Source organism: Micromonospora sp. NPDC050187, assembly GCF_044459745.1.
In the GTDB taxonomy this organism is placed as follows: domain Bacteria; phylum Actinomycetota; class Actinomycetes; order Mycobacteriales; family Micromonosporaceae; genus Micromonospora.
The window spans coordinates 444421-458695 of record NZ_JBITJH010000002.1 but is presented as its reverse complement, the minus strand read 5'-3'; the positions used below and the strand labels follow the sequence as shown (position 1 = coordinate 458695).

Genomic DNA, 14275 nt, shown 5'->3' with positions numbered 1-14275 from the left:
TTGTTTGTTTTTTTTTTTTTGCCCCGCCGCCGCCGGGGGGGGGGGCCCCCCCCCCCGGGGGCCCCCCCCCCGCTGTCTGCCGTCCGGACGACGACTCCACCCGATCCGGCACGGGGTCGCCACCCGGTCCGGTGACGGCCCGACACACGTCCGCCACGCCCGTGGGTAGACTCCGCGTCGCGGTGGGACGACGGTGCGTCGGTGCCACGGGACGGTGCCGTGGTCGGCGAGGAAATGGGGTGGCCACCAGGTGAGCAGCCTGCCGGCGGTCGCGGCCGAGGTCGCCTCCACCGCCATGACCATGCTCACCGCCGACGGCCGATGCCTCTGGTCCAATCCGGCCGCCCGCCGCCTGGGGGCACCGGTCCACGACCTGCCGCTGGCCGAGGTCGCCCCGGACGGCTCCCCGGTCGAGCTGCCCTGGCCGCAGCCGGACGGCCCCACCCGTTGGCTGGAGGTGCGCTGCCACCGCGTGGACCACGACGGGCAGCTCCTGCGCCTGTACGAGCTGCGCGACGTCAGCGTCGAACGCCGGGAGCGCGAGGCGGGCCGCAACTACCGGTGGCGCCTGGCCCACATCGAGCAACTCGCCAAGGTGGGCACCTGGGAGTGGGACATCGCCACCGACTCGGTCATCTGGTCCGACGTGCTGTTGCAGATGTTCGGCTATCCGCCCGGCACCGAACTGGACTACCCGTCGTACCGCGAACTGCTCCACCCCGACGACGTCGGCCTGATCGAACGGACCCTGGAGCGGGCGCTCGGCGCCGGCGGTCCGTTCGCCTACACCCACCGGATGTACCTCGCGGACCGCAGCACCCTGCGGGTCTTCGAGTGCTACGGCGAGGTCTTCACCGACGCCGCCGGCGCCCCGGTCCGGGTGCTCGGCACCGCGCACGACATCACCGAGATGCGGCGGGTCCAGGACGAGCTGACCCGCCTGGCCGAACGGGACCCGCTGACCGACCTGCCCAACCGGCGGGCCCTGCTCGCCCGCCTGGACGACCTGCTCGCCCAGGGCGGCGGCCCGTCCGGCGCCCTGCTGCTGATCGACATCGACAACTTCAAGGACATCAACGACGTCCACGGGCACGCCGTCGGCGACGACGTGCTGCGGGTGCTCGCCCGGCTGCTCGTGCGTCACCTGCCCGCCGGCACGGTGCTGGGCCGCCTCGGCGGCGACGAGTTCGCCGTCGTCCTGCCGGACACCGCGGCCGGCGACGCCCTCACCGTCGCCGAGACGCTCTGCGACGTCGCCGCCCGGACGCCCGTACCGCTGGCCGGCGCGGGACTGCGGGTCACCCTCAGCATCGGGGCCGCCCCGCTGGAGCCCGGCGACACCCGGGACGCGGTGCTCGCCCACGCCGACCTCGCGCTGTACGAGGCGAAGAACGCCGGACGCAACCGGGCCCGGCTCTACCTGCCCGAGCACTACCGGCACGCGGTGCAACGGGTCAACGTGGTGACCCGGGTCCGCAGCGCGCTCCACGAGCACCGGATGCAGCTCGACGCCCAGCCGATCGTCGACCTGCTCACCGGGGAGGTGGTCAGCCACGAACTGCTCATCCGGCTGCGCGACGGCCGGCAGCCGTCACTGGCCCCCGACGACTTCCTGCCGACCGTGGAGCGGGACGACCTCATCGGCGAACTCGACCGGTGGGTGGTGACCACCGCCACCTCGGCGCTGGCCGACCCGGCCGCCTCGGCGGCCGGCCTGCGCTTCGACGTGAACATCTCCGCCCGGTCGATGGAGTCGCCCGGGTTCGGCGACTGGGTGGTGGCCCGGCTGCGCGCCGTCGGCGTCGACGCCGACCGGTTGGGCCTGGAGGTGACCGAGACGGCGGCAATCACCAACGTCGCCGCGGTCCGCAACCTCGCCGGCACCCTGCGCGACGCCGGCTGCCGGCTCAGCCTGGACGACTTCGGGGCCGGGTTCGGTTCCTTCGCCTACCTCAAGCACCTGCCGTTCAGCACCGTCAAGATCGCCGGTGACTTCGTCCGGCACGCCGACCGGGGCGGAGCCGACCCGGTGCTCATCGACGCCGTGGTGCGGGCCGCGCACGGCCTGGGCATGCGCACCGTCGCCGAGTCGGTGGAGCACGCCGGGCTGGTGCCCGCGCTGCGCCAACTCGGGGTCGACTCCGGGCAGGGCTTCCACCTCGGCCGTCCGGTTCCGCTGGATCTCCTGCTCCAGCGGGTCCGTGACGAAGGGCATGCCTCCACCACCGTCGACGCCGTGGTACGACATCCCGACCACTGACCACGCCCTCTGATCGGGAGACCCAGGTGAGCGCACCCACCACCCCGGCGGTACCGGACCGCGTCGAACTCGTCACCACCGACGTCGACGCCGTCCGTCCCTTCTACACCGACCTGTTCGGTTGGACGTACGCCGACACCGCCGGGGGAGCCACCGCGCTCGCCGACGGCGTACCCGTCGCCGAGTTGCGCGACGGCGCGACAGCCCGCTGGTGGCCCGTCTTCGTCGCCGACGACACCGCGGCGGTCCGGGCCACGGCGGCCGGCGCCGGAGCCCGAGTGGACGGCGACGACGTGCACGACCCCCTCGGCGGCTGCTTCCGGGTCCGCGCCGGGGCGACGGCCGTGGCCCCCGGACCGGGCCGACCCTGCTGGTACGAGTACATGACCGTCGCCCCCGGCGACGCCGACCGGTTCCACGCCGAGACCCTCAGGCTGCGCGCGACCCCGCCACCCGGCGCGCCCGACGACACCTACGTGCTGCTCACCGCCGACGACCGTCCGGTCGCCGGCCGCCTGGCGCTGCCCGCGCCACTGGCCGCCGTGCTGCCCACCGGCTGGATGGTCTACTTCGCGGTGTCCGACCCGGACGACGCCGCCGCCCGGGCGCCCCGGCTGGGTGGACGACTCCTGGTGCCACCCCGCGACGTGCCGACCGGGCGGGTCGCCGCGCTCGCCGACCCGAACGGCGCGGTGTTCACCGTCGTCCGCCCGACGCGCCGCTAGAGCCTCTGACCGGATCGACGTCCTGTCGGATGGACCGCACCCAGGTCGAACACGGGAGTCTGCGCATTCCTGCCGGATGAGGCACAGGGCCGTTGTGCGCGCGTTCCCTGCTGCGCTGGAGTCGTGTCCCGGATCGTCGCAGCGGCCAGGTACGAGTTGCGCAGCCCGACCCGGAAGACGGTGACGGACCATCAATGTCGAGTGCGATGCCGGTGGAGGTCTTCAGCGGTGTCGAGGATGTGGTCGATGTCGGCGGCGATACTGGTGTCGGTGTTGTTCAGGTATCGCACGATGGCCGCGCCTGCGGCCGAGACAGCTGTAGGGGGTGCAGGGAACGTTCGGAAGAGTGGCGGCAGTCCGTAGATGTGGCGAACGAGTTCCTCGATGACGAACTCGTTGACTGGTCGCCGCTCGCTGCGGTGCGCGGCGGCGACCTCGTCGCTGAACGCGGCGAGGTCTTCGATCTCGCTCCGGTCGCCGATCCGTGGTGTGAGGAGTACCGCGATCACCGAGACGAGGAAATCGTTGAAGGTGACTCTGTCGTCGGGCAGAAGGGCCTCGTCGAGATCCTTCGCCCTGCGGTCCCTGAGGACGAGGCATCTGACCTGGTCGCAGAACCGTGGTTCGACATGCAATCCGGCGCTCCTCACTCGACGTAGGTGAAACTCATGAGGACGGCGAGCACGGCGTCCTCGAACGTCTCGTGCCGGCCGACCTCGTCGGAACGGAAGAGACCGTGGGCACGCACGACGGCGAACGCACACCACAGCCCCAGGTAGTGAGTCACATGGCCGGCGTGGAGCGGATCGTCGCCCCCGTCGAGGACGACGTGGACGGTTTCCTCGCCAGGGCGCACTCCGGGTTGGAGCCGGAGCGCGAAGCGGTGGCGTTCGAGGGATCGCCGGAGTGCCGTGCTGACTTCCGGGATCGCCATGTCGCACCTCCCTTGTCTCGTGGTTGGCCTAGCGACGGAGTCCGGCAGCGTGGTTCCGGAGGTTCCCCGGGCCGACGTCCTCGCGGTACCGGCGCGCCGCGCCTGCGAGGTCTGCCCTGCGTGGCAGCCGTGCGACGAAGTCGGTGATGACGCGTCCCTGTTCCGCATCGGTGAGGGCTGCCCATTCACCGTAGGGTCCGCCGTACGCGTCGACGAGGACGTCGAGGCACTGGGCAAGCGCCAGCGGCTCCGAACCGTTCCAGTCGGCCAGCCATCGTTGGCGCAGTTCGTCGGCGGCGAGGCGAGCTACGGTGACGTCGGTCGCGGACGCTTGTCGCTCTGGCTCCTCGGCGCCCCCGCCGTCGGGTTGCCGGGAGGTGTCGATTCCGAGGCGGACGCGCTGCTCCAGTGCGGTCAGCCGTTCCCGCGCCGCGTCGTTGCCTCGGCGCGCGGCGAGGCTGTACCAGTACAACGCCTGGCCTTGGTCCTGGTATTGCTCTTCGTAGAGTTGTCCGAGGTGCAGTGGGCCGACGGGGTCCCCGGCTTCGGAGGCTCGCGTGTACCACTGAGTCGCCTCCAGGAGCGCCGCAGCGTTGACGGGGCCCGGCTCGATACCCTGCATCCTCGCTTGGACTCGGCCTTCGGCTATCTGCCCGAGCCGGTTCATCGATGGCGTGTGTCCGGCTGCTGCCGCAGCGCGATACGCCGCAGTGATGGCAGGCAGTCGCTCGACGCCTTCCCTGGTCTCACGGCGGTACGCCTCGCGGAAGACGACGTCCGGGTCCACGCCGGGTGCAGGTGGGGCGTCAGGGGCGTTGTTGTAGGCGAACACCCAGCTGGCGGCGTGATCCTCGACGCGTCGGCGCGGCTCGGGTCTGCCGTTCTCGACGAGCTGATCGGCGACCACGCCGAAGATGTGATCGAACGTGAGGCCAGCCGGACCGCCGGGGACACCCTCCCGTACGGTATCCACGATGGCCTTCGTGAAGTACGTCTGCGCATCGGCGACGGACTCACGCTCGTACCAGGATGTCTCGAACGCGCTGCTACTCATCAGCAGGTACGCGCCGGCAACCGGGGGTAGGCGACTGGCGGAGAGGAGACCGTACTCTTCCGTGGCGAGCCCCGCGTAGCAGCAGTCGAGTACCGCGATCTTGATCCTGGCCCGGCTGGCGTGGAACGCGTCCCGTACCGCCTCGAACGGCAGCCCGGTGGCGGCTGTGTAGTTCGAATCGATTCTTGTGTCGCTTACGGTGAGGCACAACCGCTCGCGGTGATCGTAGATCCCGTGTCCGACAAAGTAGAAGAACGCGACATCCGTTGCCTGGACGAACGCATCGATGAGCTGGACACGGGTCGTGCCGAGCGTGCGGAGGTCGCGGTTCTTCAACAGCGTGACGGACTCTTCAGGCCATGGTCCGCACACCGGATCCGAGAGCAGGTTCCGCATCCTGGAGAAGCTGCGTTCGACCGCGGGCACGTTGTCGAAGTCCGTGTAATCCCAGGTGCCCATGAGGACCGCGCGCGACCGGGAGTGGTCCCGGCTCGCCGGGTCAGTCATCACCGAGTAGGTAATCGGCGCTTTCGATGATCTTTTCCAGGTCAGGTACGTTACTGCCGGTGATGGTCACGGTTCGGTCTTTCCGGTTCACCGTCACGGTTACGGACGACCGCCGGGACCTGATGAATGCCGGCAGCGTCCGGATCACGACAGCGAGCACAGCCGAAGAGGGCACGAGCAGCTGCAACACCTCGGAGACGCCAAGCTCGCCCGTACCCGGACCGGAACGCTTTCTGACGACGGTCGTATCCGGGACGGCACTGAGGCGGCGGAACAATGGACCGACGTCGGCCGGCTCGGAGACCATCAAGACGAGCTCGTACCCTGCTTCGGCACCGTGCGTGGCGGCTTCAGGCACCTGCGGGGAGATCTGCTCAGGCACCGGACCTCCAAGTCCATCGATCGCTTGAATCAATGTCGACGTTTTTGCCCTGGTGTTCATCCCATCAGCGTCCTCGACCGATCGTCGACGCACAGCGTCCGTCGCCGCCCCGCGTTACGCGACTATGGTGATCAGGCCGGCGGTCAAGCCGACGGAGGCGGTCAAGAAGCCGAACGCGGCCACCACACAGCCGGTAGCGCCACGATCCTGACGCTTCCACTCTTCGTGGATCACCACACCGCGACGGACCTGCTCCGCTGTCACGTCCTCGATCCACTTCTCGCACACGTCGCAGAGCTGTCCGACCCGCGAAACCGGTCGTTCGCAGCGGGGACACCGCTGGGACGCATTCGAGGGCACCCGGACCCCCCTTCTGCAGGTTTCGTCGTCCGTCGGCAAGCCGGGTTCGGGCGAACTCAGCCGATGAGGTGGAACGCCATGGCGGCAATGCCCGGCGGGATCGCCAAGAGACTGGCGGCGACGACCACGCATCCGCCGCTACTCGGTCGGGACCGCGGAGGCGCGAACGGGTTGGCAGGGTCATCGGGGTCAAGAGGGTCGACGCCCTGCCGCTCCAACTCCTGCATGGCCGACCCGATCATCCGCAAACAGTGATCGCACAGCGTCCTACCGGCGTCGAGCCCGGTCGCCCCACACCGTTCACACTTGCCCATCGACTGCCCCCTACCGGGCAATTCGGACCCTCAATGGGTTGCCCGATGGCTGCCCGCACCACCGGCCCTGCACGACGACGACCACAGCATGCGTCGTGCACTGTCACGGGTCGTTGGAGATGCGTGCCTATCTCTTGATGACGCGTGCCGTCGCTTCGGTCACCGACCCGTCGTGGGTGGTCGGCGTGGGCAGGGCCGCCGCCGCAACTGTCCCGTCGGTTTGTCTGGATTCGTGGTGGTGTCGGTAGGCTCGCGGGCTCATGCCATGGACTGCGCTGAAGGCTCGACTGAAGTGTGCGTTGTCCAGGAGTCCCCAGCGTCTGGCGATGGTTTGGATGGACTGGCCGTGGAGGGCCGGATCGACGAGGTCGCGTCGGCAGCGGTCGAGCCGGCGCTGACGGATCGATGTGGCGACGGTGGTGCCGGATGACTGGAACAGCCGGTGCAGGGTGCGCAGCGAGATGTGGTGGGCGGCAGCGATCGCCTGTGGTGTCAGCTCCGGGTCGGCGAGATGGCGGTCGATGAACGCCTGGACGTGGGTGTGGGTGACCTGCTGTCGGGTCTCGGGTGGGAGGACGCTCGCCTCGAAGCCGAGGTGGTGGACGAGCATGGCCGCGGCGAGGTCAAGGGTGACCGTGCCGACGCGGGCGACATCGACTGGTTGAAGCTCGTCGATGTGCCGGGGTAGCTGGCGCAGATGGTGTGCCAACAGTGCGCCGACACCGGTCCGGCCTGACATCATCCCTACCGCGTCGAGCTGCCTGGCCTTGTTCGCGGGTATCGGTAGCAGGGTATGCGGGATCTGGATGCTGATGGCCGTGCTGCTGTCCGCCCCGCCGACGCGGTCCTCGACGTACCGGGCGTGATGTGGTCTTGAAAGGTCAAGGATGTTGAACTCGTCGCGGTGTGCGACGCATCCGTTCCGGCCCTGGTGGATGGAGCCGTGACCGCGCAGGGTCAGGTTGAGGCTGTAGATCTTCGGATCGCACTGTCTCAACATTTTCGCTGTGCGTCGGGTTTCCATCGACGGGTTCCGGAAGATCGACAAACCGACCGCGCCCAAGTCGATCATTTGGATGGTGGCGTCGAAGTCCGACCGGTGTTCGGTGCGGATGTCCCGTTCTCCTAGTGAGGAGAGAGCCTCACACCAGAACTCGAGCCGTTCGCCAGGCGGGCAGTCCCGAGTGTTCACCACCGTCTGCGTCACCTGCACTGCCCTCTCCATAAGCCGATCATCTGGCCTGTTCAGATAGGACCAGTATGGGGATTGCGCTGATCGATGCCCATCTCATTCTGCGGAAGTACTCCATGGCTGGCCACCACGGACCGATGATCAGCTCACCGCGCTCCGTCGCAGGGTGCTCGATGAGCTGGGACGATGGAGTGGGGGAACAGGCGGCGGAGGGGGCGACGACCGCCGCCACCTTCATGGCGGCACACCGACACTAACCGCTGCGGCGGGCCCAGCTCCACCTCCAGGTCAGGGCCCCGGGGCAAGATCCTTCAGGTCTTGAGGATGGCGACGGGGCATTCGCCGACGGCCCGGAGACGGGTGTGGTGGCGGTCAACCGACGATGCTCTTGATCATGAGAAGCTCGCGGCGCACGCCGTCGGGCATGAGGTCACCGAGTTCACCGGTGTCACGGAAGCCGTGCGGTCGCCCTGCCAGTCCGCCAGCTGGGCGCCGAAGGCGTACCCGGCCTCCGCCAGCGCGGCGAGCCGCAACTCCCGCCACAACTTCCAATCGCCCACGCCGAGCACCCGTACATCGACCATGCGGAGAGGGTTCCGCAGGCATGGCCTGCCGGCAACCCCCGTATCGGGTCACCCGATGTGCCGACCAGGTCCGGTCGGACTGACCGTCACCTGTCATCAGCAGCGCGGTGACAGACCAGGGCCCGAGAGCCGCCGCGGGCCGTCACGCGGACCGGGTACGGGCCCGCAGGGCGTGGATCACGGCGGCCATGTCCGCGCCCGCGTGGCCCAACCCGAGCGTCTCGCCGTACAGGGCGTGGCAGACGTCCAGCAGGGGCGACGCCGTGCCCCGGGCGCGGGCCGCGTCGGCGATGAGCCGGTTGTTCTTCAGCACGTCCGCGATCGACGCCTGCACCCCGAAGTCGCCGTGGACGAGCTTGTCCGCCTTGGCCCGGGAGACCGTGGAGGCCATCGGGCCCGCGCCGAGGATCCGGGCCAGCAGCGCCGGGTCCGCGTCGTGTTCCTCCGCGAAGTGGACGGCCTCGGCCAGCCCGGTGACCATGGTGATCAGGAACAGGTTGACCGCGAACTTCATCACCAGGGCCGAGGGCACCGCGCCGCAGGTGAACACCGCGCCGCAGAGCGGTGCCAGGAGCGGTCGGCAGCGCGCCACCGCCGCCTCGTCGCCGGCCACCATCGCGACCAGCTCGCCGGCCTCGGCGGGGCCCCGCGAGCCGGACACCGGCGCTTCGACGTAGCTGCCACCGGCGGCGGTCACGTCGTCGGCCAGGTCCCGCGAGTAGCCGGCGGCGAACGTGCCCATCTGCACCACCGTGCGCTCCCGCACCCGGGCGGCGAACTGCGGGGTTCCGCGCGCCAGGACGGCGTCGACCGCCGGCTCGTCGGCGAGCATCAGCACCACCACACCGGCGCGGTCGAACACCTCGCCCGGCCCGCCGGCCCGTTCCGCGCCGGCGGCCACCACCGGGTCGCACCGGGACGCCGTACGGTTCCAGACGACCAGCGGCACCCCGGCCCGGGCCAGGTTCACCGCCATCGGCTGACCCATCACCCCGAGCCCGACGAAGCCCACCCTGTCCATCGTCGCGGTCACCTCCACGCCTGCGCACGGGCGGTCCCCGGTGCCGCCGCAACGGTTGTAGCCGGGCCGGCGGCACCACGTCTTGAACGATCGTGCGCAGTCCAGGACCGGCGGATTGGACCGTGAACCGGGCCGCCGGCTGCGATGGGATGGCATCGGCGGGAACGGCGCCGACGGGACGCGGGGCTCGGACGGCGACCGGCCCGCCGCACGTCGCGGGGGAGCGCCCCGGGGAGGGGGACGGGATGAGGGTGATCGCGGAGGCCGGCCGGCACCACGTCGAGACCGGCGCCACGTACGTGGAACACCTGCGGGTGCCCCACCTCAGCCTCGGTACGTACGTGATCCCCGTCGGGGCGCCGGACCCCCAGCGACCGCACACCGAGGACGAGATCTACGTCGTGCTGCGGGGACGCGGCCGGCTCCGCACCCCGGACGAGGCGGTCGACGTCGGGCCCGGCAGCGTGGTGTTCGTCCCGGCCGGAGAGGAGCACCGGTTCGTGGACGTCACCGAGGAGCTCACCGTCCTCGTGGTCTTCGGCCCCGCCGAGGGGACGGCGGCGGCCGGGTGAACCCGGGTGACTCCCGGTCGTCCGGGAGCGTGGGCGGCGACCTGCTGCGCCGTCATCTCACGCCGGGCCGGGAGCGGCAGCGCCGTGTGCCGGGTGTCCGGATCCGCCCCGGGGCCGGCGGCGCGGGCATCGAGCGTCTGGCGGCCGAACTGCGCGGCGAGGCGTTCTCCCCGCACCGCCACGACCGGTACGCCGTCGGCGTCACGCTGGCCGGTGTGCAGACCTTCCGCTACCGCGCCGAACAGCACCACTGCCTGCCCGGCGAGTGGCACGTCCTGCATCCCGACGAACCGCACGACGGCGCGGGCGGCACCGACGAGGGCTTCGGCTACCGGATCGTCTACCTGGATCCGGCCGTCGTCCGGGCGGCCCTCGACGGGGATCCGCTGCCCTTCGTCGCCGATCCGGTGATCCGGCCGGTCGGGGTGCCCCGCGTCCTCGCCGACGCCCTGGCCCACCTCGACGAGCCGCTCGACGAGGTCGGGGCGGTGGAGGTCGGCACCGCGATCGCGGACCTGTTGCGGGCGCACGCGGCTCCCGCCTGGGGCCGCCGCCGGTCGCTCGACCTCGCCGCGGTGGCGCGGGTGCGGGCGCTGCTGACCGAGGAGCCGACGGTGCGGCACCGGGCCGGGGACCTCGAACTGGTGGCCGGGCTGGACCGCTGGTCGGTCGCCCGCCAGTTCCGCGTCGCCTACGGCACCAGCCCCACCCGCTACCGGACGTCGCGCCAGCTCGACCTGGCCCGGGGCCTGATCCGGGCCGGTGTCCCGTTGCCGGACGTCGCCGTCCGGGCCGGCTTCGCCGACCAGGCGCACCTGACCCGCATGTTCCGGCGGGCCTACGGGCTGACCCCGGCCGTCTGGTCCGCCGCCGTGGGAGCGCGACGGCCGGGCCGCCGGTGAACGGCGTCGACCGGTGGACCGCCGGGACAGGGGTCAGCGGGTGAGTTGGAGGTGCCGGCTGATCATGGCGTTGGTCTGCGTCGGCACCTCGAGTTGCACGAAGTGCCCGGAGCCGGCGGCCTGTCCGATGTCGGCCCGGGGCGCCAGCTCGGCCAGGCGGGCGTAGTCGGCGAACGGGGCGTTGCTGCCGACGAAGAGCAGCGGCCGGTCCCAGCGGGTCAGCGCCGCGACGTCCTCCTCGGCGCGCAGGTACGCGGCCAGTCCGGCGATGGGTTCGTAGGCGACCTCGGTGGACGGCGCGGCCATCTGCGCGACCACCCACGCGACCAGCCGGGGATCCGAGCCGGGCAGGAAGTAGGACCGGACGATCGACTCCCGGACCGCCCCGGAGGTGTCGTCGCGTAGCGACCGGGCGACCTGCTCGACCCCGTCGGCGGCGCCGGGCGCGCCGGCCACGGCCGAGTCGAGCAGGGTCAGGCCGGTGAAGCGGTCCCGGTCCCCGGCGACGGCGGCGAGGGACCAGACCCCGCCCAGGCTGTGGCCGACCACCACGACGTCGCGCAGGTCGAGTGCGACGGCGAAGGCGCGGAGCCGTCCGGCCAGGTGTTCCACGCCGTACCCGTCGGGGGACGGTGGGCTCTCGCCGTGTCCCGGCATGTCGACGGCGATCACCCGCGCGTGGCGGTCGGCGAGGTGCCGGGCGACCGGTTCCATGAACTCGTGGTTGCCGCACCAGCCGTGGACGAGCAGGAAGGTGTCGCGGCGGCCGTGCCCGTACGTCCAATAGCGCATTCCCGCGGCGATGTGCCGATCCGACATGGGTCCTCCCGGAGGTCGTCGCCAGCGTCCGATCGCGCTCACCCGGTCGGGCGTGGCCGCTCGTTCCAACTGAAGCGCGCTCGCTCCGGTGCCCTGGAGCGTACGCTCGCCTTTGTGTCGATACTCCCGTTTTGCGATGTGTAGCGGAAGGGGGGTCGTGACGCATGGCGACAGGCTCACCGGCGGTCGACCGGATCACCCGGTTCTTCGCCGAGCTGGCGGAGTCCGCCCCCGGCCGACTGCCGCCCCCGTCGTGCGGGACCATCCGGTTCGACGTCGTCGGCGCCGACGCGCGGACCGCGATCTGGTTCGCGCACGTGCGGGCCGGGCGGGTCCGGGTGGACCGCACCGGCGACCGGGCCGACTGCGTGGTGGCGATCCCGCCCGAGATGTTCGTCCGGCTGCTCGACGGTACGGACCATGTGGTGGCCATGCTGTTGCGGGGTGTCCTGTCGGTCGAGGGTGACCTGTCGCTGTTCCTGACCTTCCGTCGGCTGCTGCCGCCCACGGCCGACAGCGCCAGTCCCGAACCGGTGCGTGGGTCACCCGACTGCACCGGCCGGGGCGGCGTGGGGCTGCCGGGATCCACCAACGTCTTCTCCGGCGACCTGTTCATGATCAGTGACCACCACGGTGACGTCGACCCGAACCCCAACAGCCCGCTCGGCCTCTTCTTCTTCGACACGCGGTTCCTGTCGACCTGGCGGGTCACGGTGGACGGGGAACGCCTGTCGGCGCTCTCGGTCGACGACATCAGCTCCGCCGAGGCGAAGTTCGCGCTGGTGCCCGGCCAGCCGACGCACTACGTCAACGCGACCACGTCGGTCCTGCGGCACCGTCGGGTCGGTCAGGTCTTCGAGGAGGAGATCACGCTCATCAACTTCGCGCCGGAACCGCTGCGGTACGTGGTCCGGCTCGACGTCGGCGCGGACTTCGCCGAGGTGCAGGAGATCCGGGAGAGCCTCTGCCGGGACCGTCCGGTGTCCGCCACCGTCGACGAGCGCACGCTGCGGCTGCACTACCGGCGGCAGACGCTGCACCGGGAGACGCTTATCTCCACCAGCGAGCCGGCCGACCTGGACGAGCACGGCCTGACCTACACCGTCACCGTCGCGCCCCACGGCACGTGGTCGACCAGCCTGCGGGTGCTCACCCTCGTCCGGGACCTTCGCCACCGGGACCTGCGTGAGCGACTGGAGGGCGCGACCAGCCGCTCACGCGCCGAGGCGGCCGGTCAGATCGACGCCGCCGTCGCCGACGTGCCCCGGCTGCGGGCCGACCACCAGCCCCTCGCCGACGCCTACGCGTGCAGCGTCCGCGACCTCGCCGCGCTCCACTACCAGGGGCTCAACTACCGGATGCGGCTGCCGGCGACCGGTCTGCCCTGGTCGATGGCCCTGCTCGGCCGGGAGAACCTGATCAGCGGTTTCCAGGCGCTGCCCTTCATGCCGGACCGGGCGGTCGCCACCCTGCGGATCCTGGCGTTGAGCCAGGGGGCGCGGCACGATCCGTTCCGGGGCGAGCAGCCCGGCAAGATTCTCCAGGAGAGCCGGTACGGGGAGTCCGCCGCCTTCAACGACGCCCCCGAAGCCGCGGCCTTCACCGCCGCCGACACCACCCCGCTCTTCGTCGTCCTGCTCGACGAGTACGAACGCTGGACCGGTGACGCGGACGTGGTCCGCGCGTACGAGTTCCAGGTCCGCGCGGCCATCTCCTGGCTGGACCGGTACGCCGACCCGGTCGGCCGGGGCTACGTCTGGTCCGTCCGTCGACGCACCCGGACCGGGCACGCCAACGAGAGTTGGCGCGCCTCGGTGCGGGGCATCTGCTTCCGCGACGGCCGGCCCGCCACGTTCCCACAGGCGATCTGCGAGTTGCAGGGGTACGCCTACGACGCCAAACGGCGGGCCGCCCGGATGGCCCGGCGGTTCTGGGGCGACCCGGAATGGGCCGACCGCCTCGACCGGGAGGCCGCCGACCTGCGGCAACGGTTCGACCGGGACTTCTGGATGCCCGAGCGCGGACACTACGCGCTCGCCCTGCAGGCCGACGGGACGCAGGTCGACGCGTTGGCGTCGAACCTCGGGCACCTGCTGTTCAGCGGCATCGTCCCGCCGGAGCGCGCCGGGCACCTGGCGCGGCACCTGCTCGGCCCCGCCCTCTACTCCGGCTGGGGGGTGCGCACCCTGGCCGCCACCGAGATGGAGTTCAACCCGTTGGGCCACCACACCGGCGCGGTGTGGCCGGCGGACAACTCGTTGATCGCCTGGGGGCTGCGCCGCTACGGTTTCAAGCAGGAGGCCGGCCGCATCGCCTGCGACCTGCTCGAGGCGGCACGGTACTTCGACGGTCGGCTGCCCGCCCTCTTCGCCGGGTACGACCGGGACCGGACCCGGGTCCCGGTGCCGCACCGGTTCGCCGACAGTCCGTACGCCCCCTCGGCCGGGGCGACGTTGCTGCTGCTGCGGGTGCTGCTCGGCCTCGAACCGTACGAGGACCACCTGGCGATCGACGCCGCCGTGCCGGAGGGGATCGGTCAGATCGAACTGCTGGACATCCGGGGCCGGTGGGGTTACGCCGACGCGCTCGGCCGGGGCCGTCCCTTCGCCGACCACCGGACGTCCTGACGGGGTCGGCACCGGCCCGTAC

Annotated in this window: 13 protein-coding genes; 5 read left to right on the top strand and 8 right to left on the bottom strand. The window is 71.2% G+C overall.

Annotated features, from left to right (window positions below; translation table 11 throughout):
* Window positions 1-250 precede the first annotated feature (250 nt).
* Together ACIBJE_RS05210 and ACIBJE_RS05205 are read left to right on the top strand one after the other, a co-directional pair.
* Window positions 251-2260, top strand: a complete 2010-nt coding sequence (locus ACIBJE_RS05210) for a putative bifunctional diguanylate cyclase/phosphodiesterase (RefSeq protein ID WP_396743095.1) — start codon at window positions 251-253, stop codon at window positions 2258-2260.
* Window positions 2261-2286: 26 nt separating this feature from the next.
* Window positions 2287-2985, top strand: a complete 699-nt coding sequence (locus tag ACIBJE_RS05205) for a VOC family protein (protein ID WP_396743092.1) — start codon at window positions 2287-2289, stop codon at window positions 2983-2985.
* 191 nt (window positions 2986-3176) lie between these two features.
* Here the strand turns inward: ACIBJE_RS05205 and ACIBJE_RS05200 are convergent, their stop codons facing one another.
* The 7 genes from ACIBJE_RS05200 to ACIBJE_RS05170 form a co-directional block, all read right to left on the bottom strand.
* Complete coding sequence (locus tag ACIBJE_RS05200) at window positions 3177-3635, bottom strand: hypothetical protein (RefSeq protein WP_396743090.1); 459 nt, start codon at window positions 3633-3635, stop codon at window positions 3177-3179.
* A complete protein-coding gene (locus ACIBJE_RS05195) occupies window positions 3632-3919 on the bottom strand; it encodes a hypothetical protein (protein WP_396743087.1) in 288 nt (95 codons plus the stop codon). Before ACIBJE_RS05195 ends, ACIBJE_RS05200 begins: the two co-directional genes overlap by 4 nt.
* Before the next feature lie 28 nt (window positions 3920-3947).
* A complete protein-coding gene (locus tag ACIBJE_RS05190; protein ID WP_396743085.1) occupies window positions 3948-5480 on the bottom strand; it encodes a hypothetical protein in 1533 nt (510 codons plus the stop codon).
* Window positions 5473-5922 (bottom strand): hypothetical protein, encoded by a 450-nt coding sequence (locus tag ACIBJE_RS05185; protein WP_396743082.1) that lies wholly within the window; start codon window positions 5920-5922, stop codon window positions 5473-5475. Before ACIBJE_RS05185 ends, ACIBJE_RS05190 begins: the two co-directional genes overlap by 8 nt.
* 741 nt (window positions 5923-6663) lie before the next feature.
* Window positions 6664-7749, bottom strand: coding sequence for a helix-turn-helix domain-containing protein (locus ACIBJE_RS05180; RefSeq protein WP_396743080.1), 1086 nt, complete (start codon window positions 7747-7749; stop codon window positions 6664-6666).
* A gap of 371 nt (window positions 7750-8120) precedes the next feature.
* On the bottom strand, window positions 8121-8312 hold the full coding sequence (locus ACIBJE_RS05175; RefSeq protein WP_396743077.1) for a hypothetical protein: 192 nt from the start codon (window positions 8310-8312) through the stop codon (window positions 8121-8123).
* A 142-nt stretch (window positions 8313-8454) separates the two neighbouring features.
* Window positions 8455-9333, bottom strand: a complete 879-nt coding sequence (locus ACIBJE_RS05170; RefSeq protein WP_396743074.1) for an NAD(P)-dependent oxidoreductase — start codon at window positions 9331-9333, stop codon at window positions 8455-8457.
* Window positions 9334-9578: 245 nt separating this feature from the next.
* Here ACIBJE_RS05170 and ACIBJE_RS05165 point away from each other — a divergent pair, with 245 nt between their 5' ends.
* Complete coding sequence (locus ACIBJE_RS05165; protein ID WP_396743071.1) at window positions 9579-9905, top strand: cupin domain-containing protein; 327 nt, start codon at window positions 9579-9581, stop codon at window positions 9903-9905.
* Window positions 9902-10807, top strand: coding sequence for an AraC family transcriptional regulator (locus tag ACIBJE_RS05160; RefSeq protein WP_396743068.1), 906 nt, complete (start codon window positions 9902-9904; stop codon window positions 10805-10807). The genes ACIBJE_RS05165 and ACIBJE_RS05160 overlap by 4 nt, the downstream gene beginning before the upstream one ends.
* A 33-nt stretch (window positions 10808-10840) precedes the next feature.
* Here the strand turns inward: ACIBJE_RS05160 and ACIBJE_RS05155 are convergent, their stop codons facing one another.
* The gene (locus ACIBJE_RS05155; RefSeq protein ID WP_396743065.1) at window positions 10841-11626 is read right to left on the bottom strand and encodes an alpha/beta fold hydrolase; all 786 of its coding nucleotides are present in this window, start codon (window positions 11624-11626) and stop codon (window positions 10841-10843) included.
* A gap of 164 nt (window positions 11627-11790) precedes the next feature.
* Here ACIBJE_RS05155 and ACIBJE_RS05150 point away from each other — a divergent pair, with 164 nt between their 5' ends.
* Window positions 11791-14253, top strand: coding sequence for a glycogen debranching N-terminal domain-containing protein (locus ACIBJE_RS05150; protein ID WP_396743062.1), 2463 nt, complete (start codon window positions 11791-11793; stop codon window positions 14251-14253).
* Window positions 14254-14275 lie beyond the last annotated feature (22 nt).